Source organism: Mesorhizobium sp. STM 4661, from assembly GCF_000359125.1.
Taxonomy (GTDB): Bacteria; Pseudomonadota; Alphaproteobacteria; order Rhizobiales; family Rhizobiaceae; genus Mesorhizobium.
This window is the reverse complement of the sequence record NZ_CAAF010000054.1, coordinates 63,292-88,986: the sequence shown is the minus strand read 5'-3', so window position 1 is coordinate 88,986 and position 25,695 is coordinate 63,292. Positions and strand designations below refer to the sequence as shown.

25 protein-coding genes and 1 pseudogene are annotated in these 25,695 nt (G+C 62.6%); 3 read left to right on the top strand and 23 right to left on the bottom strand.

The window, feature by feature from the left end; genetic code table 11:
• Positions 1–88: 88 nt before the first annotated feature.
• The 6 genes from MESS4_RS17675 to dusB form a co-directional block, all read right to left on the bottom strand.
• Positions 89–952: a D-amino-acid transaminase gene (locus MESS4_RS17675; protein WP_006333533.1), complete on the bottom strand. Its 864-nt coding sequence runs from the start codon at positions 950–952 to the stop codon at positions 89–91.
• A 102-nt stretch (positions 953–1,054) separates the two neighbouring features.
• Positions 1,055–2,416 (bottom strand): sigma-54 dependent transcriptional regulator, encoded by a 1,362-nt coding sequence (locus MESS4_RS17670; protein ID WP_006333532.1) that lies wholly within the window; start codon positions 2,414–2,416, stop codon positions 1,055–1,057.
• Entirely contained in the window at positions 2,406–4,694 is a 2,289-nt protein-coding gene (locus MESS4_RS17665; protein ID WP_006333531.1) for a PAS domain-containing sensor histidine kinase, read from the bottom strand. The genes MESS4_RS17670 and MESS4_RS17665 overlap by 11 nt, the downstream gene beginning before the upstream one ends.
• 177 nt (positions 4,695–4,871) lie before the next feature.
• A complete protein-coding gene (ntrC, locus tag MESS4_RS17660; protein ID WP_006333530.1) occupies positions 4,872–6,332 on the bottom strand; it encodes a nitrogen regulation protein NR(I) in 1,461 nt (486 codons plus the stop codon).
• Positions 6,329–7,471 (bottom strand): nitrogen regulation protein NR(II), encoded by a 1,143-nt coding sequence (locus MESS4_RS17655; protein WP_006333529.1) that lies wholly within the window; start codon positions 7,469–7,471, stop codon positions 6,329–6,331. Before MESS4_RS17655 ends, ntrC begins: the two co-directional genes overlap by 4 nt.
• Entirely contained in the window at positions 7,468–8,511 is a 1,044-nt protein-coding gene (gene dusB, locus MESS4_RS17650) for a tRNA dihydrouridine synthase DusB (protein ID WP_006333528.1), read from the bottom strand. Before dusB ends, MESS4_RS17655 begins: the two co-directional genes overlap by 4 nt.
• A 221-nt stretch (positions 8,512–8,732) precedes the next feature.
• Here dusB and MESS4_RS17645 point away from each other — a divergent pair, with 221 nt between their 5' ends.
• Positions 8,733–9,962, top strand: coding sequence for a bifunctional 2-C-methyl-D-erythritol 4-phosphate cytidylyltransferase/2-C-methyl-D-erythritol 2,4-cyclodiphosphate synthase (locus MESS4_RS17645; RefSeq protein ID WP_006333526.1), 1,230 nt, complete (start codon positions 8,733–8,735; stop codon positions 9,960–9,962).
• Complete coding sequence (locus tag MESS4_RS17640; RefSeq protein ID WP_006333525.1) at positions 9,959–10,441, top strand: CinA family protein; 483 nt, start codon at positions 9,959–9,961, stop codon at positions 10,439–10,441. Before MESS4_RS17645 ends, MESS4_RS17640 begins: the two co-directional genes overlap by 4 nt.
• A gap of 3 nt (positions 10,442–10,444) precedes the next feature.
• Here the strand turns inward: MESS4_RS17640 and MESS4_RS17635 are convergent, their stop codons facing one another.
• The 17 genes and pseudogenes from MESS4_RS17635 to MESS4_RS35000 all read right to left on the bottom strand — a co-directional run bounded on the left by MESS4_RS17635 (position 10,445) and on the right by MESS4_RS35000 (position 24,183).
• Positions 10,445–10,903 (bottom strand): type II toxin-antitoxin system RatA family toxin, encoded by a 459-nt coding sequence (locus MESS4_RS17635; RefSeq protein ID WP_006333524.1) that lies wholly within the window; start codon positions 10,901–10,903, stop codon positions 10,445–10,447.
• 12 nt (positions 10,904–10,915) lie between these two features.
• Positions 10,916–11,881 carry a lipoyl synthase gene (gene lipA, locus MESS4_RS17630; protein ID WP_006333523.1) on the bottom strand — a complete coding sequence of 322 codons (966 nt, stop codon included), beginning with the start codon at positions 11,879–11,881 and terminating at the stop codon, positions 10,916–10,918.
• A gap of 136 nt (positions 11,882–12,017) precedes the next feature.
• Entirely contained in the window at positions 12,018–12,275 is a 258-nt protein-coding gene (locus tag MESS4_RS17625; RefSeq protein ID WP_006333522.1) for a GlsB/YeaQ/YmgE family stress response membrane protein, read from the bottom strand.
• Positions 12,276–12,378: 103 nt separating this feature from the next.
• The gene (gene lpdA / locus MESS4_RS17620; protein WP_006333521.1) at positions 12,379–13,824 is read right to left on the bottom strand and encodes a dihydrolipoyl dehydrogenase; all 1,446 of its coding nucleotides are present in this window, start codon (positions 13,822–13,824) and stop codon (positions 12,379–12,381) included.
• A 19-nt stretch (positions 13,825–13,843) separates the two neighbouring features.
• The gene (locus MESS4_RS17615; protein WP_006333520.1) at positions 13,844–14,482 is read right to left on the bottom strand and encodes an SGNH/GDSL hydrolase family protein; all 639 of its coding nucleotides are present in this window, start codon (positions 14,480–14,482) and stop codon (positions 13,844–13,846) included.
• On the bottom strand, positions 14,479–14,904 hold the full coding sequence (locus MESS4_RS17610; protein ID WP_006333519.1) for a hypothetical protein: 426 nt from the start codon (positions 14,902–14,904) through the stop codon (positions 14,479–14,481). The genes MESS4_RS17615 and MESS4_RS17610 overlap by 4 nt, the downstream gene beginning before the upstream one ends.
• A gap of 14 nt (positions 14,905–14,918) precedes the next feature.
• Positions 14,919–16,351 (bottom strand): annotated as a pseudogene (locus MESS4_RS17605) (pyruvate dehydrogenase complex dihydrolipoamide acetyltransferase).
• Positions 16,352–16,369: 18 nt separating this feature from the next.
• Complete coding sequence (locus MESS4_RS17600) at positions 16,370–17,755, bottom strand: pyruvate dehydrogenase complex E1 component subunit beta (RefSeq protein WP_006333518.1); 1,386 nt, start codon at positions 17,753–17,755, stop codon at positions 16,370–16,372.
• A gap of 15 nt (positions 17,756–17,770) precedes the next feature.
• A complete protein-coding gene (pdhA, locus tag MESS4_RS17595) occupies positions 17,771–18,811 on the bottom strand; it encodes a pyruvate dehydrogenase (acetyl-transferring) E1 component subunit alpha (RefSeq protein ID WP_006333517.1) in 1,041 nt (346 codons plus the stop codon).
• Positions 18,812–19,005: 194 nt separating this feature from the next.
• A complete protein-coding gene (locus MESS4_RS17590) occupies positions 19,006–19,329 on the bottom strand; it encodes a septum formation initiator family protein (protein ID WP_006333516.1) in 324 nt (107 codons plus the stop codon).
• Between the two features lie 152 nt (positions 19,330–19,481).
• Positions 19,482–20,756, bottom strand: a complete 1,275-nt coding sequence (eno, locus tag MESS4_RS17585) for a phosphopyruvate hydratase (protein ID WP_006333515.1) — start codon at positions 20,754–20,756, stop codon at positions 19,482–19,484.
• 399 nt (positions 20,757–21,155) lie between these two features.
• The gene (locus tag MESS4_RS17580) at positions 21,156–21,521 is read right to left on the bottom strand and encodes a PRC-barrel domain-containing protein (protein ID WP_006333514.1); all 366 of its coding nucleotides are present in this window, start codon (positions 21,519–21,521) and stop codon (positions 21,156–21,158) included.
• Positions 21,522–21,607: 86 nt separating this feature from the next.
• Positions 21,608–21,811 (bottom strand): dodecin family protein, encoded by a 204-nt coding sequence (locus MESS4_RS17575; protein WP_006333513.1) that lies wholly within the window; start codon positions 21,809–21,811, stop codon positions 21,608–21,610.
• A gap of 75 nt (positions 21,812–21,886) precedes the next feature.
• Positions 21,887–22,729 (bottom strand): 3-deoxy-8-phosphooctulonate synthase, encoded by an 843-nt coding sequence (gene kdsA / locus MESS4_RS17570; protein ID WP_006333512.1) that lies wholly within the window; start codon positions 22,727–22,729, stop codon positions 21,887–21,889.
• Entirely contained in the window at positions 22,726–23,604 is an 879-nt protein-coding gene (locus MESS4_RS17565) for a VOC family protein (protein WP_006333511.1), read from the bottom strand. Before MESS4_RS17565 ends, kdsA begins: the two co-directional genes overlap by 4 nt.
• A gap of 42 nt (positions 23,605–23,646) precedes the next feature.
• Positions 23,647–23,943 carry a Dabb family protein gene (locus tag MESS4_RS17560; RefSeq protein WP_006333509.1) on the bottom strand — a complete coding sequence of 99 codons (297 nt, stop codon included), beginning with the start codon at positions 23,941–23,943 and terminating at the stop codon, positions 23,647–23,649.
• Positions 23,944–24,048: 105 nt separating this feature from the next.
• Complete coding sequence (locus MESS4_RS35000; RefSeq protein ID WP_006333508.1) at positions 24,049–24,183, bottom strand: hypothetical protein; 135 nt, start codon at positions 24,181–24,183, stop codon at positions 24,049–24,051.
• A gap of 239 nt (positions 24,184–24,422) precedes the next feature.
• Here MESS4_RS35000 and MESS4_RS17555 point away from each other — a divergent pair, with 239 nt between their 5' ends.
• Positions 24,423–25,694 carry a cyclopropane-fatty-acyl-phospholipid synthase family protein gene (locus tag MESS4_RS17555; RefSeq protein ID WP_006333506.1) on the top strand — a complete coding sequence of 424 codons (1,272 nt, stop codon included), beginning with the start codon at positions 24,423–24,425 and terminating at the stop codon, positions 25,692–25,694.
• Position 25,695 lies beyond the last annotated feature (1 nt).

The following is a 25,695-nucleotide window of genomic DNA, read 5'->3' as shown; positions in this document are numbered from 1 at the left end:
GCGCATGTCAAGCGTACAAACACCCTCTTGCCGTCAGTAACGACAAGCAGAACGAGATATATTGATGTTCATTCCACCTGTGCGGTTATCAGGCCGGACTTTTTTCCGCAACGTCAAAAAAGGCCTGCCGCAAGGAAAGTGTTATTGAGCCGGGATGGCCGTTGGCCACGGGAACTCCATCGATCGACACGATCGGCATGGCAATCGTCGTCGCGGAACTGATAAAAGCCTCGCGCGCGGCCTTGGCTTCGGCGACCGAAAAGCCCCGCTCCTCAACCGTCAGCCCGAGCTTGGCGGCCACTTCGAACAGCGTGGTGCGGGTGATGCCGCGCAGGATGCCGTGCTCGGCCGGCCGCGTCACCAGCACGCCATCCCTGGTGATGATCCAGGCGTTCGACGACCCGCCTTCCTTGACGGTGCCGTCGGCATCGACGAACCAGGCTTCGTGGGCGCCCGCTTCCCTGGCCTTCTGCTTGGCAAGCACGTTGGGCAGCAGGCCGACGGTCTTGATATCGACCCGGTCCCAGCGATTCTCCGGCACTGTGATGACCTTGATCCCGCTCTCGGCCCGCTTGGCGGCAACGGCGGGATCGGCTTTCCTGGCCGTCACCACCAGCGATGGCTTCGTGCCGGCCGCCGGGAAGACAAAGTCGCGGCTGGCAACGCCGCGCGTCACCTGGAGATAGACCAGGCCGTTGGCGACATGGTTGCGGCGCACCACTTCGCGCAGGATGAGCGGCAACACGCCTGGGGTGACCGGCCAGCCGATCGAGAGCTCGCGCAGCGATCGGTCCAGCCGGGCGAGATGGCGCGGCATGTCGACGATGAAGCCGCGCGCCACCTCGCAGACCTCGTAGACGCCGTCGGCAAACTGGTAGCCACGATCCTCGATGTGCACAAAAGCGTCGGCGTGAGCGACATAGCGCCCGTTCACATAGGCAATGCGCGGCATCTGCAATCCTCAGGATATTCCCGGCTTTCTTAGCGATTCCGCCACCGGCGTAACCGACAAATGCGTGGGCCAGAAGCGGCAAAGCCCGCGGCAGGCCGCCGGTCAGACGCCCAGCGACTTCAGCTTGCGATGCAGCGCCGAGCGCTCCATGCCGATGAATTCGGCGGTCTTCGAGATGTTGCCGCCAAAACGGTTGATCTGGGCGATCAGGTAGTCCTTCTCGAACTGTTCGCGCGCTTCACGCAACGGCAGCGCCATGATGTGCTGGTCGGACTGGTTTGGCGTGCGCGGCATGACGTCGCCGATCTCGGCGGGCAAAAGGTCGGCGGTGATCGGCGCATCGACATCGTCGCCGCGCGCCAGGATCATCAACCGCTCGACATTGTTGCGCAACTGGCGGACATTGCCCGGCCAGTTGTGAGCCTGCAGCACGGCCAGTGCGTCGTCGCCGATGCGCCGCGGCCGGATACCGGCCTGACGAGCGATCTGCTTCATGAAATTGTCGACCAGATAGGGAATGTCTTCCCGCCGCTCGGCCAGCCCAGGCACCATGACCGGAACCACTGCCAGGCGGTGATAGAGATCCTCGCGGAAACGCCCGTCGGCGATCATCGCCTCCAGGTTCTGCGAGGTCGACGAGATGATGCGGACATCGACCTTGACCCGCTTGGTGCCGCCTACCCGTTCGAACTGCTGTTCAACCAGCACGCGCAGGATCTTGTTCTGCGTCTCGCGCGGCATGTCGGCCACTTCATCGATGTAGAGGATGCCGCGATGGGCTTCCTCCAATGCGCCGACCTTGCGTTCGACGCCGTTCGATTCGGTGCCGAACAGCTCGATCTCCATGCGCTCGGGCGTGATGTTGGCGGCGCTCAAGGTGACGAACGGTGCGCTCTTGCGCATCGACAGTGTATGGATGGCGCGGGCCGCAAGCTCCTTGCCCGAGCCTGACGGGCCAATGATCATGACGCGGCTGTTGGTCGGCGCGACGCGCTCGATGGTCTGGCGCAGCTGGCTCATCGCCGACGACATGCCGATCAGGTCGAAGGTCTCGCCGCTGCGCTGCTTGAGGTCCGAAACCTCCCGCCTCAGCTTCGATGTCTCCAGCGCACGCTCGGCGATCAGGATCAGCCTGTCGGCCTTGAACGGCTTTTCGATGAAGTCGTAGGCGCCGCGGCGGATCGCGGAGACCGCCGTTTCGATATTGCCATGGCCGGAGATCATCACCACCGGCAGGTTGGGATGCATCGTCTTGATCTCGTCCAGCAACGCCAGCCCGTCCAGCCGCGAGCCCTGCAGCCAGATGTCGAGGAAAATCAGCCTCGGCGCCCGGTCGGCGATCGCCGCCAGCGCGCTGTCGGCATCGAATGCCGTGCGGGTTTCGTGACCTTCGTCGCTCAAAATACCGGCGACGAGCTCGCGGATGTCTTCCTCGTCATCGACGATGAGAATGTCAGACGCCATTACCGACCTTTTCAGTTTCTCTCTCGTTTTCCGTCCTGCCCTCGCCGCGCGATGGCGCGGTAACGGCCGCAGGCGGCAGGATGATGCTGATCATCGCGCCCCGCCCACCGTGGAAGTCCGCCGGCGCGTCATGCAGTTCGAGCCGGCCGCCATGGTCCTCCACGATCTTCTTGACGATAGCGAGGCCGAGCCCGGTACCTTTTTCGCGCGTCGTCATATAGGGCTCCAGCAGCCGCTGGCGATTCTCGCGCGGCAAGCCTTTGCCATTGTCGATGACGTCGATGCGAATCGCGCCATTCTGGCGCCCGGCCTGAATCCGGATTATGCCGTCCGAACGATCCTTCTGATCAAGTCCGTCAATGGCCTCGGCCGCGTTCTTGATGACATTGCCGAAAGCCTGCGCCATCAGCCGGCTGTCGAAGGTGCCTTTCAGCGGTTCGTTGCCGAACACACGCTCGAAAGTGATGTCGGCGCGGCTCACTTCGACGAGGAACGAGGCCTCGCGCAATGATTCGCGCAAGTCGAGGGACTTCATTTCAGGCTTGGGCATGCGCGCGAAGGCGGAGAACTCGTCGACCATGCGGCCGATATCCTCGACCTGCCGGATGATGGTGTCGGTGCACTGGTCGAAAACCTCGCGATCCTCGGTGATGACCTTGCCGTAGCGGCGCTTGATGCGCTCGGCGGAAAGCTGGATCGGCGTCAGCGGATTCTTGATCTCGTGGGCGATGCGCCGCGCCACATCGGCCCAGGCCGACGAGCGCTGCGCCTGGACCAGATCGGTGATGTCGTCGACCGTCACGACGTAGGATTTTTCCTCCGAACCGTCATCGCCAGCCTCGATCGTGATCTGCACATTGAAGGTCCGCTCGGTGCCGGCGCGGTAGAAGGTCACCTGCTCACGATAGACCGGCTTGCCCGACTTGCGGCCGATCTCGAAGACGCGGCCGACATGCGGCAAAACGGCCGACAGGTTCTGCCCGAGTGCGGCGGTGGCCGATATGGCCAGCATCGTCTCGGCCGACCGGTTGACGATGGTGACGATGCCATAGGGATCGACGCCGATGACGCCGGCGGTGACGCCGGCAAGCACCGCTTCCGAAAACCGCCGCCGCTCGTCGATCAGATCCTTGGCGGACAGGATCTCGTTGCGCTGCGATTTCAGCTCCAGCAGCATCTTGTTGAAGGTGTCGCCGAGCGAGGCGACGTCGCCATCGGAGGGTCGAACGGGCACGGCAACGTCGAGATTGCCGGTCGCGACCTCGTCGGCCGCGCCGATAAGTTGACGGATCGGCCGCACCAGGCGGTCGGCGACCGCAATGCCGGTCCAGATGGCGGACAGGATGATGATCAGCGTCAGCGACAAATAGGGAAGCGCGAAGGCCACTTGCGAGGTGCGGCGATTGTCTTCGAGGCCGCGGTATTCGTCGGTGTTGGACCGGACGATCTGCCGCGCCTTGATCACTTCGGGGTCGACGAGGCGAATGGTGTAGAGGTAGAGCCCTTCGATCTCGCGCAGCTTGACGATGGCGCCCATGATGTTGCGTGTTTTCGGCTCGATCAGCACCGGCTTGCCATCGGCGGCACTGGCGACGGCGCCTTCCGGCGGTTCCGGCATGGCAAAATCCGCATCGGTCTTGGCGCTCATGACGAAAGACCCGTCGGGCTTGATGAGTGCTGCATGGGCCAGCGAACGGCCAACGGCTTCCTTGTTCATGAGATCGAGAAAACCGGTTCGGTCGAGGCCGTAGAGCGTGCGTGACGCATCGAGGTCGTAGGCCATCGACAGCGTCGTGCCCTGGAGATTGCGCGCGTTTTCCTGCACATAGGCGTCCGCAATCGACAGCGACGAGTTGACGATGGTCTTGGTGCGGATTTCGAACCAGCGGTCGAGGCCGATGTCGAGGGTGATCGAGGCGATGATCGCCACCATGATCGCGGGAATTGCGGCGACCAGCGCAAACATCGCCACGATACGCACATGCAGCCGCGACGCCGCCTTGCCGTGCCGGCGCGCCATCAAGATGCGATGCACTTCGCGGCCGACCAGCGCGATCAGGAACAGGACGAACGCGGCGTTGAGGGCGATAAGCGCCAGCGTCGTCTTCTCGTTCGGGACGATTGGCGTGGCGCCGACGAGAATGGCGAAGGAGATCGCCGCCGTGACCAGCGCCCCGGCAATCGCAACCACGCCGGGCAGCGCAAGCAGCCGCCGCCCGTCCCTTGGGCCGGGTTTGCTGAAAAGCGGTTCGCTCAGTGTCGGTGCCTGTGAAGCCATGTTGCCGTCTGGAGCCAATGATTGCGTCGGATCTATGCAACGCATTGTGGCGATTATGCAACAAGTGTGACCTGGACGGAAATCTTTCGGCGATCTGTCCCCGGAAAAGGGTGCGGGATCCATCGCATCGGCCCGAAAATCGGGAATCGCTTTCGACGTCTCTCTGAGGTTGCCTGACTAAGGTTGCCTGGACGATTTGTAGACGTTGACGCCGAGTTCGCGGATCTTCTTGCGCAGCGTATTGCGGTTCAGCCCCAGCAGTTCCGCGGCCTTGATCTGGTTACCGCGGGTCGCCGTCATCGAGGCCAGGACCAGCGGGTATTCGACCTCGGAGAGAATGCGCTGATAGAGGCCGGCGGGCGGCAATTCGCCGGCAAAGGAAGCAAAATAGCGCTGCAGGAAATGTTCCACCGCCTGGCCGATGGACAGATCGTCGGGAATGAGGTTGCCGCCGCCGGGAACGACCGGCCGCTCGCCGGTCTTCAGTTCCGCCTCGATGATCTCGGCGGAAATCTCGTCCTGCGAATAGAGCGCGGCCAGCCTGCGGACAAGATTTTCGAGCTCGCGCACATTGCCAGGCCACGGATAGCGCTTCATCAACTCGATGCCGCCGGTGGAAATACGTTTTGTCTGCAGGCCTTCGCTGGCACCGATCTTGAAGAAGTGCCGGACGAGATCGGGAATGTCCTCGGATCGCTCACGCAACGCCGGCAGCCTCAGCGGCACGACATTCAGGCGATAGAACAGATCCTCGCGAAAAAGCCCCTGGTTGATCAGCGTGCGCAGATCCTTGTTGGTGGCGGCGACGATGCGCACGTCGGTCTTGATCGGCGTGCGGCCGCCGACGGTGGTATATTCGCCCTGCTGCAGGACGCGCAGCAGGCGCGTCTGCGCTTCCATCGGCATGTCGCCGATCTCGTCGAGGAAGAGCGTGCCGCCTTCGGCCTGCTCGAAACGGCCGGTGGAGCGGTTCTGCGCGCCGGTGAAGGCGCCCTTCTCGTGCCCGAACAGTTCCGATTCGATCAGGTCGCGCGGGATCGCCGCCATGTTGATGGCGACGAATGGGCCGCCACGACGGCGGCCATATTCGTGCAGCGCGCGTGCCACCAGTTCCTTGCCGGTGCCCGATTCGCCTGAAATCATCACCGTCAGGTCGGTCTGCATCATGCGTGCCAGCATGCGGTAGATATCCTGCATGGCCGCCGAGCGGCCGACCAGCGGCATCGATTCCGGCGGCTCGTCCGCCCGCGTGTCGATTTTCGGCCGCCTCGGCTCGGAAAGCGCCCGGTTGACGATGTTGAGCAGCTCGGTCAGGTCGAACGGCTTCGGCAGATATTCGTAGGCGCCGGTCTCGGAGGCGCGGATCGCGGTCATGAAGGTGTTCTGGGCGCTCATGACGATGACGGGCAGTTCCGGCCGCGCCTTCTTGATGCGCGGCAGCATGTCGAAAGCGTTCTCGTCCGGCATCACCACATCGGTGATGACGAGATCGCCCTCACCGGCCGCCACCCAGCGCCACAGCGTGGACGCGTTGGAGGTCACACGCACCTCATGGCCGACGCGCGAAAGCGCCTGATTGAGGACCGTGCGGATGGCCGCATCGTCGTCGGCGACCAGAATATTGCCGCGAACCGTCATTTGCGGTCTCCTTCGCCGTCATCGTCGGTGCCAAGCGACGTTTCCTTCCAGGCCGGCATCAGAATGCGGAACGTCGTGCTGCGCGGCGTCGAATCGCATTCGATGATGCCACCGTGCTCGCCGACGATTTTCGCAACCAGCGCCAGACCAAGTCCCGAGCCGTTCGGCTTGGTGGTGATGAAAGGATCGAACAGGATCGGCAGGATGTCCTCGGAAACACCCGAGCCATTGTCGCGCACGCAGAATTCCAGCGGCAGCGAAACGCGATCCTGCGTTCCCGGCACGGAAACACGAATGCCGGGCCGGAAAGCCGTCGACAGGCTGATCTCGCCTTGCGGATCGCTGCCAATGGCCTCGGCGGCATTCTTGACCAGGTTGAGGAACACCTGGATGAGCTGGTCGCGGTTGGCGAAAACCGGAGGCAAGGATGGATCATAATCCTCCAATATCTTGATCCGCTTGGCAAAACCGTTCTTGGCGATGGCCTTCACATGGTCGAGCACGACATGGATGTTGACGGGATAACGGTCGATCGGCCGCTCGTCGGAAAACACCTCCATGCGATCGACCAGCGACACGATCCGATCGGTTTCGTCGGTGATCAGCCGGGTCAGCGCGCGATCCTCGTCGGAAGCCGACAGTTCGAGCAGTTGGGCAGCGCCCCTGATGCCGGAGAGCGGGTTCTTGATCTCGTGGGCGAGCATGGCGGCAAGCCCGGTCACCGAACGCGCGGCTCCCCGATGCGTCATTTGCCGGTCGATCTTGTCGGCCATCGACCGTTCCTGGAACATGACAACGACGGAGCCCGGAAATTCCGGCACCGGCGCGACATAGAGGTCGACGACCTTCTCGATGCCGAGGCGCGGCGACGACACGTCGACCCGGTATTCGTTGACCGGCGCCCGGCGCTCGCGCACCTGGTCGACCAGCGTCAGCAGCGGACTGCCGAAGGGAATGAGTTTCGACAAGGTGTTGCGGGCGAGCATGGTCGCGCTCGAGCGGAAGAAATCCTCGGCATCGGCATTGGCGAAGATGATGAAGCCTTGCGCATCGACCATGATCACCGGCCGGCGGATGGTGTTCAGCACGATGTGGGCGGCGTCCGCCATTTCAATTTTCTTTGCGATCGTGGCGTTCATGCTGCACTCCGCAGGTTCGCCGCTTCCACAGTGCTGGAAAACGTCTCGCGCAACAGGTCGATGACGCGCGCGGGCTCAAAAGATGTGAGTATGGCCTTGCGCCGATCGTCAGCGACACCGGCGGCATGACGGTCGAGATACCAGCCAAGATGCTTGCGCGCCTGGCGCAGCCCGCTTTCGCTGCCATAGAGCGCCAGCATGTCCTCATAGTGGGAAACGATGTAGTCGGCGAGCGCTTGCCTGTTTTCGGGCACGCCGGGCGCTGCCTCCCTTGCCGCGGCAGCCGCGATGCCGCCTGCCGTCCAGGGCGCGCCGTAATGCGCACGGCCGATCATCACGGCATCCGCGCCGGACTGGTCGAGGATCATGGCTGCCTCCGCCGCCGAGCCGACATCGCCATTGGCGACGACCGGGATCGACACGGCCTGCTTGACGCGGGCGATGGCGCGCCAGTCGGCCTTGCCCTGGTAGAACTGACAGCGTGTGCGGCCATGCACCGTCACCATGCTGACGCCGGCCTGCTCGGCGCGCCGTGCCAGAACAGGGGCGTTGAGCGCGCTTTCGTCCCAGCCGAGCCGCATCTTGACCGTGACCGGCACCTCGACGGCGCCGACCACAGCCTCGATCAGCGACAGCGCGTGGTCGAGATCGCGCATCAGCGCCGAACCGGCATAGCCGCCTGTTACCTTCTTGGCCGGGCAGCCCATGTTGATGTCGATGATGTCGGCGCCCTCGCCCGCGGCGATTCGCGCGCCCTCGGCCATATGCGCCGCCTCGCGGCCGGCAAGCTGGACCATGTGGACGGGCAGCCCGGAATGACGGATGCGCAGATCGCAGCCTGCCCTGCCCTTGGCCAATTCGCCGCTCGCCACCATCTCCGACACGACCAGCCCGGCACCATGCGCGTGGGCGCGTTGCCGGAACGGCTCATCTGATATACCAGACATGGGTGCGAGAAAGACGCGGTTGCGGATTCTCACGCCCCCGACGTCGAGCGGCAAAGCCAATTTGGTCAAGTCAAGTTCGGTCAAGTCAGGCATGCACAAAAACCAAGCATTTTCGATTGCTGCACATTCTCTAGCCAGAATGGCAGCAATGTGCAACGCGGAATGACGCCACATCAAGGCGCATTTGGGAAAATGCTGGCCTTCGCTACAAGCCGCTTTGGAACTAATATCTGGCGCACGATCTTTTCCGAACCGAAGGTCAGCGCAGCAAAAACCGATTACACTTTTCGGGATCGTGCGCTAAGCCTCTCGCCATGACGGACGCAAGCAAAAAACCAGCCGACGCAGCAAACGACAAGGTGGGTGTGGTCATCGTCGCCGCAGGGCGCGGCGCGCGCGCTGGACAGGCCGACGGACCGAAGCAGTATCAGCGCATCGGCGGCCGTGCCATCATCGCGCGCACATTGGACATGTTTCTGGCGCATCCGGGAATCGGTCCTGTCGTCGTCGCCATCCATGCCGACGACGGTGCGCTTTTTCGCGGCGCAGCCGGCGCCAACGCCGACCGGGTCATCGCCGTGACCGGTGGCGCGTCCAGGCAAGACTCCGTCCGGCTCGGGCTGCTCGCACTGAGAAGCCATGCGCCGGGCCGGGTTCTCGTCCATGATGCCGTGCGCCCGTTCGTCGACGCGGAATTGATAGACCGCACGATCGAAGCCATCGGCGAGCGCCAGGGAGCGCTGCCCGCTTTGCCAGTCGCCGATACGCTGAAACGCGAGTCGGCCGCTGGCATGATTGGCGAGACTGTGTCCAGGATCGGGCTTCATGCCGCCCAGACGCCGCAAGGCTTTCCGTTCTGGCCGCTCCTGGCCGCCCACGAAAAAGCCCATCGTCTGGGCAAAGCGGACTTCACCGACGATGCCGCGATTGCCGAATGGGCGCATATTCCGGTGAAAATCGTTCAGGGCTCCCCGGACAATGTCAAACTCACCTGGGCAAGGGATATTGCGATGGCCGATCAGCGGCTTTCCGGCGAGCGGCCGCGTTTTCCGGACATCCGCACCGGCAATGGCTACGACGTCCACGCCTTCGAGCCCGGCGACCATGTCACGCTGTGCGGCGTCCCTGTCCCGCACGACAGGAAACTGTCCGGCCATTCGGATGCCGATGTCGGCCTGCACGCCTTGACCGACGCGCTGCTCGCCACGTGCGGCGCCGGCGACATCGGCACGCATTTCCCGCCGTCGGATCCGCAATGGAAGGGTGCTGCCTCGCGGATCTTCGTCGAACATGCGGCCAAGCTGGTGCGCGAACGCGGCGGGCGCATCGCCAATGCCGACATCACGCTGATCTGCGAGGCGCCGCGCATCGGCCCGCATCGCCTAGCGATGACCGAAGCCCTTTCGGCAATGCTGGGAATTTCCCCGGACCGCATCTCGATCAAGGCGACAACCAACGAAAAGCTCGGCTTTGTCGGCCGCGAGGAAGGCATAGCTGCCATCGCGACCGCCAGCGTCGTGTTTCCCGGCGACGTGCCCGAATGAGCAGCAGCGACCTCGCAAACGCCCTGCTCCAGGCCTGCCAGCGGCGCGGCATCATGCTGGCGACGGCCGAAAGCTGCACCGGCGGCATGATCGTTGCCGCCCTGACCGACATCGCCGGCTCGTCCGCCGTCGTCGACCGCGGTTTCATCACCTATTCCAACCAAGCCAAGATGGAGATGCTCGGCGTTTCCGCCGCCACGCTTGACGCGTATGGCGCCGTCTCGCGCGAAACGGCGATCGAGATGGCGGCCGGCGCCTTGGCACGCTCGCGCGCCGGGCTCACCCTTGCCGTCACCGGCATTGCCGGCCCGGGCGGCGGCTCGGCGGAAAAACCCGTCGGCATCGTCTGGTTCGGCGTCGCCGTGACCGGCCGGCCGGTGGTCGCCGAACGCCAGCTGTTTGCCGACAAGGGCCGCGATTTCATTCGCCATGAAACGGTCAAGCACGCGCTTGAATTGGGGCTGCACGCGCTCGGATGAGGATCAGGCTGTCGGCGTTGGGCCGTAAATGATATCGGCGCGCTTCTCGAAGGCCTCGGCGAACATGCGGAAGGCGCGGTCGAACATGGTTCCCATCACCGCGCCGAGAATGCGGCTCCTGAACTCATAGTCGATGAAGAAGTGGACCTCGCAGCCACTACCGGCCGGATCGAAGCGCCAGACATTACTCAGATATTTGAAGGGGCCATCGATGTATTTGACGTCGATGGTGTTCTCGTCGGGCTTGAGCAACACCTGCGTGGTGAAGGTTTCGCGGATCGCCTTGTAGCCGATGCTCATGTCGGCGACGAGAATCGTCCGGCCATCACGCTCCTTGCGCGAACGCACCGTCAACGCCTCGCACAGCGGCAGGAATTGCGGATAGGTTTCGACGTCGGCGACCAATGCGAACATCTGTTCCGGCGTATGGGCGACGCTGCGTATGGCTTCGAATTTCGGCATGAAACCAGCGCGTTAGGCTGATTTTCTGAGCTGCGCTTCGCGCGCTGCGCGCAGCCTGGCGAAATCGTCGCCGGCGTGGTGCGACGAGCGCGTCAGCGGGCTCGACGCCACCAGCAGGAAGCCCTTGGTCTTGCCGATCGTCTCGAAGGACTTGAATTCCTCCGGCGTGACGAAGCGGATGACCGGGTGGTGCTTCTTCGAAGGCTGCAGATATTGGCCAATGGTCATGAAGTCGACATTGGCCGAACGCAGATCGTCCATTAGTTGCAGGATCTCGTTCCGCTCCTCGCCCAGCCCAACCATGATGCCGGATTTGGTGAAGATCGACGGATCGAGCTCCTTGACCCGCTGCAGGAGCCTGATCGAATGGAAATAGCGGGCGCCCGGCCGCACCGTCAGATAGTTCGACGGCACCGTCTCGAGATTGTGGTTGAACACGTCGGGCTTGGCCGTCACCACGATCTCCAGCGCGCCTTCCTTGCGCAGGAAGTCGGGCGTCAGGATTTCGATCGTCGTCGACGGCGTCGCCGCCCGGATTGCACGGATGACCTCGGCGAAATGCCGCGCACCGCCATCGGCGAGATCGTCGCGGTCGACGGACGTGATGACCACATGGCTCAGGCCCATCTGCTTGACCGCATGCGCGACACGCGCCGGCTCGTCGGCATCGAGCGCGGTCGGTATACCGGTAGCCACGTTGCAGAAGGCGCAGGCACGCGTGCAGATCTCGCCCATGATCATGAAGGTGGCGTGCTTCTTTTCCCAGCACTCGCCGATATTGGGACAGCCGGCCTCTTCGCACACCGTCACCAATTTGTGCGATTTCACGATTTCGCGCGTTTCGGCGTAGCCCTTCGACACCGGCGCCTTGACGCGGATCCAGTCGGGCTTGCGCAGCACCTCCTGGTCAGGCTTGTGTGCCTTTTCGGGGTGCCGCAGGCGCGGCGCGTTGGCGATCGTGTCGAGGACGGTGACCATCTGAAACCCGGTTTAATCGCGAGCGCCTTCCCGGCGTTCGCTTTCCACAAGTCATCTAGGACTTTTCAGCACAAAGAAAAAGGCCACAGCGGCGCATGCCGCCACAGCCGTTTTCGCATGGCACGAGCTGAATCAACTAACGGCGCACCAGGCGTCCCACCCAGATCAGCAGGCAGGCGCCGATGAAGCCGGTGATCAGATAGGCGATCCAACCCGCGCCGAAGGAACCAATATTGAGCGCCTGCAGAATGGCATTCAGCACGACGGCGCCGACGATGCCGAGAATGATGTTCATCAAGATTCCGGTGTTGCTCTTCATGAACATCTCGGCGAACCAGCCTGCCAGCCCTCCGATGATGATGGCTGCGATCCAGCCCACGCCATTCACGTCCATATGCCCACTCCTCTTGGTGACAGGTGAAAATGCATTCGGAAACGAACTACCTTGCGTTGAGTTCCCCCAGGCGCTTGCGTGTGAATCTCACCCGGCCAATTTATCACGCGTTCAGCGCGCGGCCATAGGCGTCGAGCACGCTTTCCTTCATCATTTCCGACAGCGTCGGATGCGGGAAGATGGTGTGCATCAGCTCTTCCTCGGTGGTTTCGAGGTTCATCGCCACGACAAACCCCTGGATCAGCTCGGTCACCTCGGCGCCGACCATATGCGCGCCGAGCAACTGGCCGGTCTTCTTGTCGAAGATGGTCTTGATAAAACCCTGGTCCTCGCCGAGCGCGATGGCCTTGCCGTTGGCTGCGAACTGGAAGCGGCCGACGCGGATGTCCTTGCCCTCCGCCTTTGCCTTGGCTTCGGTCAGACCGACGGAGGCGACCTGCGGATTGCAGTAGGTGCAGCCCGGGATCTTCAGCTTCTCTGTGGCATGCACGCCGGGGAAATTGGCGATCTTTTCCACGCAGACCACGCCCTCGTGCTCGGCCTTGTGCGCGAGCATCGGCGGGCCGGCGACATCGCCGATGGCATAGATGCCAGGGACATTGGTCTTGCCGTAGCCGTCGACGACGATACAGCCGCGCTCGGTCTTCACGCCGAGCGCTTCGAGGCCGAGATTTTCGATATTGCCCTGCACGCCGACGGCCGAAATCATGCGGTCGGCGGTAATCTTCTCGACCTTGCCGTCCTTCATCTCGACATGAGCGGTGACCGAGTTGGCGCCCTTCTCGACCTTGGTCACCTTGGCCTCGAGAATGATCTTCATGCCTTGCTTCTCGAACTGCTTCTGCGCGAATTTCGAGACCTCGGCATCCTCGACCGGCATCACCGCCGGCAACAGCTCGACCACGGTCACCTCCGCGCCCATGGTGCGGTAGAAGGAGGCGAATTCGATGCCGATGGCGCCCGAGCCCATCACCAGCAGGGATTTCGGCATTTCCTTCGGCACCATCGCCTCGAAATAGGTCCAGATCAGTTTGCCGTCCGGCTCGATACCGGGCAGCGTGCGCGGCCTGGCGCCAGTCGCCAGGATGATATGCTTGGCCGTGTAGGTGCCCTCGCCCTTGACGCCCTTCGGCGCCGGCGGCTGCGGCTCCATCGGCTTCTTGGCTGTCTTGGAAACCACGATTTCACCGGGCTTTGACAGCTTGGCCTCGCCCCAGATGACGTCCACTTTGTTCTTTTTCATCAGGAAGGCGACGCCGCCGTTGAGCCTGAGCGAAACCTTGCGCGAGCGGTCGACCACCGCCGCTGTGTCGACGCTGACCTTGCCGTCGATCTTCAAGCCATAGTCCTTCAGATGATCCGAATGGTGCATGATCTCGGCCGAGCGCAGCAGCGCCTTGGTTGGGATGCAGCCCCAGTTGAGGCAGATGCCGCCGAGATGCTCGCGCTCGACGATCGCCGTCTTGAAGCCGAGCTGTGCGGAACGCACCGCCGTGACATAGCCGCCGGGGCCGGAGCCGATGATGATGACGTCGTAGTTCTCAGCCACGGATTTTCTCCTCGATTCCCTAGAGTTCCAGCATGACGCGCACGAGCGGCGCCAGCGCCGCGCCTATTTTTCGCGTGTTTTCGGCGTCGAGATGAACACCGTCGAGCGGCGTGGTTGTCGCCACCGAACCGGCGTCGAAGAAACCGCAGCCGGCTTCATCGGCAAGGGCGGAAAATTGCGCCGCCAATCGCTGCGAGGCTTCATCGCCGCCGGCGAACATCTCCTTGAATTCGGCATTGTCCGTGCGGCTGACCGCGGGCGGCGCAACGATCAGGATCTGCGGCGCCGGCCAATCGAAGGGATAATCGTGGCCACGCACGATATCGATCAGGCGCTGGATACCTTGCTTGGCGGCGACAGGATTGCCGTGGATCCACGGCTTCATGTCGTTGGCGCCGAGCATGATGACAATGAGGTCGATCGGCGCATGCGTCATCAGGATCGTCGGCAGCAGCCGCGCACCGTTGCGGTCGGCCCCGGCCAGATGGTCGTCGAAGGCCGTGGTGCGGCCGTTGAGGCCCTCGGCGATGACCTCGACGCCGCCGCCCAACGCTTTCCCCAGCACGCTCGGCCAGCGGTCTTCGAGCGGGTGGCGGTCGAGACTTGCCGCGTCATAGCCCCAGGTCAGCGAATCGCCATAGCAGAGGACCGTTTTCATGCGTTTGCCCCGCTCCTGCCAAAACCTGCCTGCGAGCGCCTGACACGCCAGCCCACGAACAGCCACTGCACCAGCGCAGTGGCGATGCCGGGTAGAACGAGACCGGCGACAACCGGAAGATCGCCCGACCACTGGCTCTTGCCCGGCGGCTGAGAGAAGGTCCAGGCGATCAGGCCAACCCCGACCAGCACAAAAAACGCAACCGCGATCAGCGTCATCCGGTTTATCGCCCTTTGCGGATTCGACATAAACTGCGCGATGAAAAACACGACCGTCAGGATGACGGTGACCAGCACCGAAGCCATGAAGACGAGGATATATTCTTCCTGAGCACCTGTAGCCACGGCTAGTTGCTGCGCCACCAGCCCGCCGGCCAAACCGGAAAGGATGAAGGCAAAAAGGCTGGTGAAGAATTTCCGCACCGCCTTTTTCCTTTCTAGACCAGCATGCCCATCGGATTTTCGATCATGCGCTTGAAGGCGACGAGCAGTTCGGCGCCCAGCGCCCCGTCGACGGCGCGATGATCGGTCGACAATGTCACCGACATGACGGTGGCAACCTTGATCTCGCCGTCCTTGACCACGGCACGCTGCTCGCCCGCACCCACCGCCAGGATCGTCGCATGCGGCGGGTTGATGACGGCGGCAAAGTCCTTGATGCCGAACATGCCGAGATTGGACACCGCCGTGGTGCCGCCCTGATATTCCTCCGGCTTCAGCTTGCGGCCGCGCGCCCGGCTGGCGAGATCCTTCATCTCGTTGGAGATCACGGAAAGCGTCTTTTCGTCGGCGCGCCGGATGATCGGCGTGATCAGTCCGCCAGGGATCGACACCGCAACCCCGACATCGGCATGCTTGTGCTTGACCATGGCGCTGTCGGTCCACGACGCATTGGCGTCCGGCACCGCCATCAGCGCCATCGCCATCGCCTTGATGACCATGTCGTTCACCGACAGCTTGTAGGCCGGCGCCTCGCCCTTGTCGGTCTTCTTCACCGGCGCTGCGGCGTTGATCTGGGTGCGCAATGCCAGAAGCGCATCGAGCTCGCAGTCGAGCGTCAGGTAGAAATGCGGGATGGTGCTCTTGGCCTCGACCAGGCGGCGCGCAATCGTCTTGCGCATATTGTCGTGCGGGACAAGGTCGTAGGAGCCTTCGGCGAACAGCTTCAACACCTGCTCATCCGACATGGTTTTTGGCGCGGCAGCAGGAGCTGGAGCGCCAGCGGGCGCGGCTTTCGCGGCTGGCGCCGCCTTGGCGCCACCGGAAGAAATCGCCGCGTCGACATCGGCCTTGACGACGCGGCCATGCGGGCCGGAGCCCGTCACATCAGAGACATCGACGCCGGCTTCCCTGGCGATGCGGCGGGCGAGTGGCGAAGCGAAGGTGCGACCTTCACCCTCCCCCTTGTGGGGAGGGTCGGCCGGCCTTCCGGCCGGGGTGGGGGTCGCGGCGGTGGGGCCAGAGGGGGGCGAGACAGGCTGAGACGCAGGCGGGACAGCGCCCCCTCTGTCGACTTCGTCGACATCTCCCCCACGGGTGGGGGGATTGGCGCCTTATCCTGCTTGGGCGCCTCGGCCTTTGCCGGCGCGGCATTGCCGCCACTCTTCGCGGCGGCACTTGCATCCTCGCCCTCGGCCGCGAGCACGGCGATCAGCGCATTGACCTTGATGCCTTCGGTGCCGGCCGGAACGACCAGCCTCGCGACCGTGCCCTCATCGACCGCTTCGACTTCCATCGTCGCCTTGTCGGTCTCGATCTCGGCGATCACGTCGCCCGGCGAAACCTTATCGCCTTCTTTCACAAGCCACTTGGAAAGGTTGCCCTCTTCCATCGTGGGCGACAGGGCCGGCATGGTGATGTTGATCGGCATGTTTTCCTCCCGCCTCGCTCAGCGATACGTGACGGCTTTGACCGCCTCGACGACCTCGCCGACATTGGGCAGTGCCAGTTTTTCGAGGTTCGCCGCATAGGGCATCGGCACGTCCTTGCCGGCAATGGTGATGACCGGCGCGTCGAGAAAGTCGAAGGCACGCTGCGAGACCTGGTTGGCGATATGGTCGCCAACCGAGCTCTGCGGGTAGCCTTCCTCCACCACCACCAGACGGTTGGTCTTCCTGACCGAGGCGATGATGGTGTCGAAGTCGAGCGGGCGGATGGTCCTGAGGTCGATGATCTCGACATCGATGCCCAGGCCGCGCAATTCGGCCTCCGCCTTGACCGCATAGGTCATGCCGATGCCGAAGGAGACGATCGTGACGTCCTTGCCGGTCTTGTGGATGCGCGCCTTGCCGATCGGCAGCACGAAATCGTCCAGCTTAGGCACGTCGAAGGAATGGCCATAGAGGATTTCGTTTTCGAGGAAGATGATCGGGTTCGGGTCGCGGATCGCGGCCTTCAGCAAGCCTTTGGCGTCGGCGGCCGTGTAAGGCATCACCACCTTCAGGCCGGGAATGTGGCTGTACCAGGCGGCGTAGCATTGCGAATGCTGGGCAGCAACGCGGGCGGCAGCACCATTCGGCCCGCGAAAGACAATCGGCGCGCCCATCTGGCCGCCGGACATATAGAGCGTCTTGGCGGCGGAGTTGATGATCTGGTCGATTGCCTGCATGGCGAAGTTGAAGGTCATGAACTCGACGATCGGCTTCAGGCCGGCCATCGCCGCGCCGACGCCGACGCCGGTGAAGCCATGCTCGGTGATCGGCGTGTCGACGACGCGCCGCGGTCCGAATTCCTGCAGCAGCCCTTGCGTGATCTTGTAGGCGCCCTGGTATTCGGCAACCTCCTCGCCCATGACGAAGACGTCGCCGTCGCGGCGCATTTCCTCGGCCATTGCGTCGCGCAACGCCTCGCGTACCGTGGTCGAGACCATTTCGGTGCCGGCCGGGATATCCGGATCGGCGGCGATTTCGGTCTTTGGAGCGGCGGCAACGGGTGCCGCAGCCTCGCTCTTGGCCGCAACAGGCGCCGGCGCTGCTGTTTCAGCTTCGGGAGGCTCTTCGCCGATGCCTTCGCCAGCCTTGTCGATGTCTTCGCCGTCAACCGCAAGCACGGCGATCACAGCGTTGACCTTGACGCCTTCGGTGCCGGCGGGAACCACGATCTTGGCCAGCGTGCCTTCTTCGACCGCCTCGACTTCCATCGTTGCCTTGTCGGTCTCGATCTCGGCGAGAACGTCACCGGCGACAACCTTGTCGCCCTCGTTCTTCAACCATTTGGAAACATTGCCCTCTTCCATCGTCGGCGAGAGGGCGGGCATGAGAATTTCGATCGGCATGTCCTTGCCCTCTCGTTACAATACGATGTCGGTCCAGAGCTCGGACGGATCCGGCTCCGCGTCGTTCTGGGCAAATTCGGCGGCGTCGGCGACGATGTCGCGGACCTCCTTGTCGACGGTCTTGAGCTCGTCCTCGGTGGCCCATTTCTTGTCGAGCAGCCGCGCCTTGACCTGCTCGATCGGGTCATGTTCGGAGCGCATCTTCTGCACTTCTTCCTTGGACCGGTACTTTGCCGGATCCGACATCGAATGGCCGCGATAGCGGTAGGTCTGCATTTCGAGGATCAGCGGCCCGTTGCCGGCGCGGCACCATTCGGTGGCGAGATCGCCGGCGGCTTTGACCGCACGCACGTCCATGCCGTCGACCTGGATGCCGGGGATCTTGAAGGAGGCGCCGCGGTGGGAAAAATCCGTCTCGGCCGACGACCGCGAGACCGAAGTGCCCATGGCGTAGCGGTTGTTCTCGATGATGTAGATCACCGGCAGCTTCCACAGCGAGGCCATGTTGAAGCTTTCATAGACCTGGCCCTGATTGGCGGCGCCGTCGCCGAAATAGGTCAGCGACACATTGTTGTTGCCGCGATAGCGGTTGGCGAAGGCCAAGCCCGTGCCGAGCGACACCTGCGCGCCGACAATGCCGTGGCCGCCGTAAAAATGCTTCTCCTTGGAGAACATGTGCATGGAGCCGCCCTTGCCCCGGGACAGACCGCCGCGGCGTCCGGTCAGTTCTGCCATGACGCCACGCGGCGACAGTTCCATCGCCAGCATATGGCCGTGGTCGCGGTAGGCGGTGATCATCTGGTCGCCGTCGACCAGCGCCATCTTCATGCCGGTGACGACGGCTTCCTGGCCGATATAGAGATGACAGAAGCCGCCGATGAAGCCCATGCCGTAGAGCTGGCCGGCCTTTTCCTCGAAGCGGCGGATGAGCAGCATATGCCGGTAGGCGGCAAGTTCCTCGTCCTTGGTAAAGTCGGCTGGCTTGGGTGCTGAAAGTCCCGACGATTTGCTATCGGATCTCGATTTGGCAGGCGCTTTTCTGGCGGCGGTGGCCATGCATCACTCCCTGTTGCGTCTCTTTGTGGACATTAGAGCAAGATGAAATCCGCTCTGAGGGAGATCAGTCCTCCCCACCGATTTGGAGCAGGCTAACATGCGAGAATAGGTTTCGCCATGCTGAAAAATGCATGGCTGGCATGCATCTAAGCGATTAAAATCGTTGAAAATATCGGTGATTAACTTGAATCCAGTTATCTGGCCGGCGACGGCAGCATGATGGTGATTTCGTCGGCATGGGACAGGTTGAGCGCCTTGCGCGCCTGCTCGTCGAGCATGTCCTTTTCCAGCGTGCCTTCATGCATCAGCTGGACGCGGCGTTCCAGATCGACCCGGCGTGCCTTGACGGCGTCGAGCTTGCCCTGCAGGTCGACGGTTTGCGCTTCGAGCCGGTACTTGGAATAGATGCCGAATTCGCCGTGATAGGCATGAAAACCGAAATAGGCCAGGAACGCCACGCAGAGCGAGGGAATGATCAGCCGACCGGTGTTTCTCTGCTTGTGCTGACGTGTCCACATCGTCCCAATCCTCGCGGCCGCCTATTCAAACGGCAGCGTCCATTTTCGCCCGATTGTGCTTAATGGACGGTTACGGATGCCCGGATTTGGGGTGTTGAAAACAAAAAGGGCGGGAATGGCCCGCCCTTTCGTTTCCGGCCATATCTTTCGGATCAGCCTTTGACGATCGACTTGCCGGCGTAATGCGCCTGCTTTCCGAGCTCTTCCTCGATGCGGATGAGCTGGTTGTACTTGGCCATGCGATCCGAGCGCGACAGCGAGCCCGTCTTGATCTGCCCGCAATTGGTGGCGACGGCGAGATCGGCGATGGTCGAATCCTCGGTTTCACCCGAACGGTGCGACATGACGGCGGTGTAGCCGGCCTTGTGCGCGGTCTCGACGGCGTCGAGCGTTTCGGTCAGCGAGCCGATCTGGTTGACCTTGACCAGGATCGAATTGGCGACGCCCATGCGGATGCCGTCGCGCAGCCGCGCCGTGTTGGTGACGAACAGATCGTCGCCAACGAGCTGGGTCTTCTTGCCGATGAGATCGGTCAGCATTTTCCAGCCGTCCCAGTCGTCCTCGGCCAGCCCGTCCTCGATCGAGATAATCGGATAGTCGGCGGCGAGCTTGGCCAGATATTTGGCCTGGGCCTTCGGATCGCGGGTCTTCTTCTCGCCTTCATAGACGTAATTGCCGTCCTTGAAGAATTCGGTCGCGGCGCAATCGAGGCCGAGCGCGACCTCCTCGCCAGGCTTGAAGCCGGCCTCTTCGATCGATTCCATGATGAAATCGAGCGCGGCGGGCGCGCTTTTCAGATTGGGAGCGAAGCCGCCTTCGTCGCCGACATTGGTGTTGTGACCGGCGTCCTTCAGCTTCTTCCTCAGCGTGTGGAAGATCTCCGAACCCCAGCGCACGCCGTCGCGCAGCGTCGGCGCGCCGATCGGCAGGATCATGAATTCCTGGAAATCGATCGGGTTGTCGGCGTGCGCCCCACCATTGATGATGTTCATCATTGGCACTGGAAGCAGATGCGCCTTGGTGCCACCGACATAGCGGTAGAGCGGCAGGCCGGCCGCATCCGCCGCGGCCTTGGCCACCGCCAGCGACACGCCGAGAATGGCATTGGCGCCAAGCCGGCTCTTGTTGGGCGTGCCGTCGAGCTCGATCATGGTCCGGTCGATGTGGATCTGGTTCTCGGCTTCCATGCCGCCGACCGCTTCGAACAGCTCGCCGTTCACGGCCTCGACGGCCCTGAGCACGCCCTTGCCGAGATAGCGTGCGCCGCCGTCGCGCAGCTCGACCGCCTCATGCGCCCCGGTCGAGGCGCCGGACGGCACCGCGGCGCGGCCCATCGAACCGTCTTCGAGCACGACGTCGACCTCGACGGTCGGGTTTCCGCGGCTGTCCAGGATTTCACGCCCGACAATGTCGATGATGGCGGTCATTGCAATGTCCCCGATTGATCTGACGAAGCGTCGCGCACGTCTTAGCCAAAGTGCCGCAAAAGGCAATCGGGGCGTTCGCAAATATTGCCGCGCCGCTTTCCCAGCCGATTCACGAAGCGCAAATCGCTGTCATCATAAGTCATGCGCGGCTGGCTTGGTTCTCGTTTATGGTCGCGTTTGCGCGGGGCGAAACAGGAGGAGTTTCGCCATGTCCCAGTTGAGCGGTATCGTGAGTTTGTTCCTGATTGCAGCTGCGTTCCTGACGTCATGCGACAATCAGCAGCCCCAGCAGGGATCGTCACCGTTGCCGGCCCTGCAAATTGCGGAATAGTTTCCGCCGCATATGGAAAGGCCCCCGGTTGACGGGGGCCTTTCCGATTCCAGCATACTTGCGTCGGGTCAGTGCCAGTAAGGCTCGACCTTGTAGTAATTGTATGACGCGTCGCGCGCGGCCTCGCCGTCTGAGCCTGCCAGTTCGTTGATCGAATAGGCGGGAGCGGCTGTTAGCTGCTCCTTGGTGAAGGGCACGACGTAACCGCCCTTGTCCTCATCATAGTCGAGGCTCGCCCACGGAATGGCGTGGTATTTCTCGCCGATGCCAAGAAATCCGCCAAAGCCGATCACCGCGAACATGATGCCGTTCGACGTCTTGTCAAGCATGACGTCCTCGATGCTGCCGATATGCTTGCCTTCGGTATTGTAGACCGACGTGCCGATGACTCGCGAAGCGGCAATGGCTTCGGTGTGTCCAGTCTGGGTCGTCATGGTGTGCTCCTCTCTGTTGTTGACGCCATGCGTTGACAATGAGGGGGGCGGACGAAGGTTCCAGACTTTCTTTGATCTCCGACCGGCTACTCCGCGAGGATGAAGGTGACCTTCATGTTGACGCGGTAGGCCGCGATGTTGCCGTCCTCAACGACGATCTTCTGGTCCTGAATCCAGGCGCCTTCGACATTCTTCAGGGTCTTCGAGGCGCGCGCAATTCCCTTTTCGATGGCGTCCTGAAAGCTCTTCTTCGACGATGATGTGATCTCGGTGACGCGGGCGACGGACATGGCTTCCTCCTGCCAAGGTGCTCATTTGCCGGGCAAGCGTACAGCCGGCTCTTGCGGACCACAAGCGCGTGCGTTTCAACCCTTGGCGATTCGATCGAACGCCATCAGCCTTTCGAGCAGTGCCGGCATGTCCTTCAGAGGCACCATGTTCGGGCCATCGGAAGAGGTTGAATTGTCGGGATCCTGGTGGGTCTCGATGAAGACGCCGGCAACGCCGACCGCGACCGCGGCGCGCGCCAGCGTCTCGACAAAGCGACGCTCACCACCAGAGGAACCGCCCTGCCCGCCCGGCTGCTGCACCGAATGCGTGGCGTCGAAAATCACCGGCGCGCCGATCTCGGCCATAACAGGCAAGGCACGCATGTCGGACACCAGCGTGTTGTAGCCGAAGGACGAGCCGCGCTCGGTCGTCAACACGTTGGCATTGCCCGAACCAGTGATCTTGGCCACGACGTTCTTCATGTCCCATGGAGCAAGGAACTGTCCCTTCTTGACATTGATCACCTTGCCCGTCCTGGCGGCGGCGACCAGCATGTCGGTCTGGCGCGACAGGAAAGCCGGTATCTGCAGAACGTCGACATGCGGCGCGACGATCGAGCACTGTTCTTCTGTGTGGACATCGGTCAGAACGGGGAGCGAGAACGTTTTGCGCAGTTCGTCGAAGACGGGAAGTGCTGCCTCCATGCCTGCACCGCGCGTCGCCGACAGCGAGGTGCGGTTGGCCTTGTCGTAGCTGGTCTTGTAGACGAGCCCGATGCCGAGCTTGCCGGTAAGCTCCTTCAGCGCGCCGGCCATGTCGAAAGCATGCTGGCGCGATTCAAATTGGCACGGGCCGGCGATCAGCGCCAAGGCCGCGTTGTTGTCGAAGACGACATTGCCGACGGTTACCGACGAATTGGGGGCCAAGGGCTTGCTCATGGGATCTCCCGGAAAATGAAAACCGCACCCTGTCCGGGCGCCGGCCGTACGACAATATCATTATCATTGCCGTCTATGTCGTGTGCGACGCAATTGGCTGCAAGGAGCTTTGCGACGGTGTCGGCGCGGTGAACCGAAAAAACTAACCCTGCGAAGCGGAGTTCTGACGGCGCACCGGCAGGCAGGCCGAAACGCGTTTCGAACGCAGCGGGCTGAAGCAAGGTCAAACTCGCGTTCGGCAAGCGAAACGCAGCGCCCTCCTCCGTATCCGCCGCGACCGCAAACAATCGGCGCTGACTGGATGGCCTGTCGCTGACCGCCACGACTTCGATGATGCCGGTTGCGCCATTGGCATGGGTTTGCAGCGCGGTGCGGTCCACTTTCGGCGCGTTGATCCGCTCACAGGCAAACAGCAACGCGTCCGTCGCCCCGGTTCCAGAGGCGAAGGCCAGTTTGAACGATGCCATGTCGCTCTTTCCCGCGGTGTCGGCAAAGGCACGCGAAAAGCTCAGCACGTCGCCCGCCGACAGGCCTGCTTCGACATAGCGCGCGTGATCGGCATCGGCATTGCCGGTGCTGAGCACCATTGCCGAAAATCCCTCCTCGCCGCATCGGTTGCGATAGGCGCGATCGCGCGCGACGAAGACATTTCCCTCCGCGATCGCCCGCGCCGCCGCTTGCGCGTCGCCTACCGCGAGCGGCTCGAGATAGGTGCCGTCTCCAAGGAAGACGCAGCAGTTTTCCGTTCCGAAAGGATGGATGCCGGTCGGCGCCACGACAAAGCCAAGCGAGACCAGCCGCGCCCGCGCCGTGTCGAGGTTCGCGGTCGGCAGCACAAGATGGTCAAGCGGATGAGCGGGCGTCGTCTCGGTCATGCCGGCGCGGTGTGCATCATTCCGGGAGACGGTTCAAGCGTTTCAGCCGCTTGCCGCCGCCACCACGTCGGCCGAATAACGCAATTCGCGCAACGGCCTGACCTGGCTGGTCGTCTCGGCATAGAGAGGATGCGCCTTATAGGCGGCAAGTGCGGCTTCATCCTCGAACTCGGCATAGACGACCACATCGATTTCGTCCGAGAGCGGGTCGACCTTGGTGTTGAGCGTCACCTCGAAAAAGCGGGAATGGGGTATCTTGCCCAGTGCCAGCAAGCCAGTGCGTACGGCCTCCACATCCTCTTTGTCGCGCGCGCTGAAGAAAACGATATGCCGGATCAAACCAGCCTCCTCGATCGATATGCAGGCGTGTTTTGTGCGGGCAAAACGATCGCGTCAACCGGCAACGATGTCGCGCCGGCACCATGTCGCGCGGGGAAAGAAACCCTAGACCAAGCTGGTGGCGTAGTTCACGACGCGCGTTATCTCCCTGACGGTGTAGTCGAGATAGCGGCCCTGATTGTAGATCCCGTCCCAGATGAGGAAGAAGGTAACGGCGGCGATGACGATGACATAACGCATGGCTAAAACTATCGCATGAGAGCGGCTGCCGCAGCCAGAGTGATTCCGATGCTGGCCGGCGCCCTTCCCCAACATCTTTCCGCTAATATGCGTCCGCTTTGCTCTTGAAGTTCCCTTTGATGACGTGAAAGATTGCGGCGGGATTCATCAGGGGGCGACGTTCGAACCTGGCGAATGAACTGCGAGAGTGTTGAAACCGGCATTTTTACGCTGGTTGCGCAGAAGTCCGGGGGCATGACATGGCTTATAAGGAACACAAGGGCGCTGTATTGGGCGGCGTTGCATTGGGCGACGCGGTCAGGTTGGACGAAGTCAATTTCGCCGAAATCGTCAAAGGCCTGCCGGCCAAGGCGCGCATGGTGCTGTCGGCGGCGATGAACCTGCCGCGCGGTTCGCTCAAGGTGAGGATGCCGGACGGCCGCGCCGTCCTCGTCGGCGGCAAGGGGCCTGGTCCGGACGCCGAGCTGGTGCTGAAGAACTGGCGCTTGCCTTCCCGTGCCTTCACCGGCGGCACAATCGGCGTTGCCGAATCCTACATGGACGGCGATTGGGAAAGCCCCGACGTCACCAGTTTCCTCGAACTGTTCGTCGTCAACTCGGCCATCGGCGAGCGTGTCGCGGGCGGCGCCAGCTGGCTGATCAACACCGTCCAGCGCATCCGCCACTGGTTCAACGAGAACACCCGCTCGGGTTCGAAGCGCAACATCTCGGCGCATTACGACCTCGGCAATGCGTTCTACAGGGAATGGCTGGATCCGAGCATGACCTATTCGTCGGCGCTCTATGCGACCGGCGCCAACGATCTGGAAAGCGCGCAGGCCGCCAAATACCGTGCGCTGGCCAAGGATACCGGAATTGGCAAGAAGGACCATGTGCTGGAGATCGGCTGCGGCTGGGGCGGTTTTGCCGAATTCGCCGCGCGCGAGATCGGCTGCCGCGTCACCGGCTTGACGATCAGCCGCGAGCAGCACGATTTCGCCAAAGCGCGCATCCAGAAGGCGGGACTGGCCGACAAGGTCGACATCAAGCTGCAGGATTATCGCGACGAGACCGGCACCTATGATCGTATCGCCTCGATCGAGATGTTCGAGGCGGTCGGCGAAAAATATTGGCCGGTGTTTTTCGGCAAGATGAAGACTTGCCTGAAGCCCGGCGGAACGGCCGGTCTGCAGATCATCACCATCAACGAGGCTGCTTACGACACCTATCGCGCCCGTCCGGATTTCATCCAGCGCTACGTCTTCCCGGGCGGCATGCTGCCGACGCCGTCGATCCTGAAAGCGCTCGGCAAGGACCATGGCCTTGCTCATCTGCGCGAGCGCGTCTTCCCGGACGACTATGCCCGCACGCTCGCCGAATGGCGCCACCGCTTCCGGGCGTCATGGGAAAAGATCGTTCCGCTCGGTTTCGACGATCGCTTCAAGAAGCTCTGGGAATTTTACCTGCACTATTGCGAAGCCGGCTTCCGCGCCAGCTACATCGATGTCCGCCAGGTGGTCTACAAGGCATAGT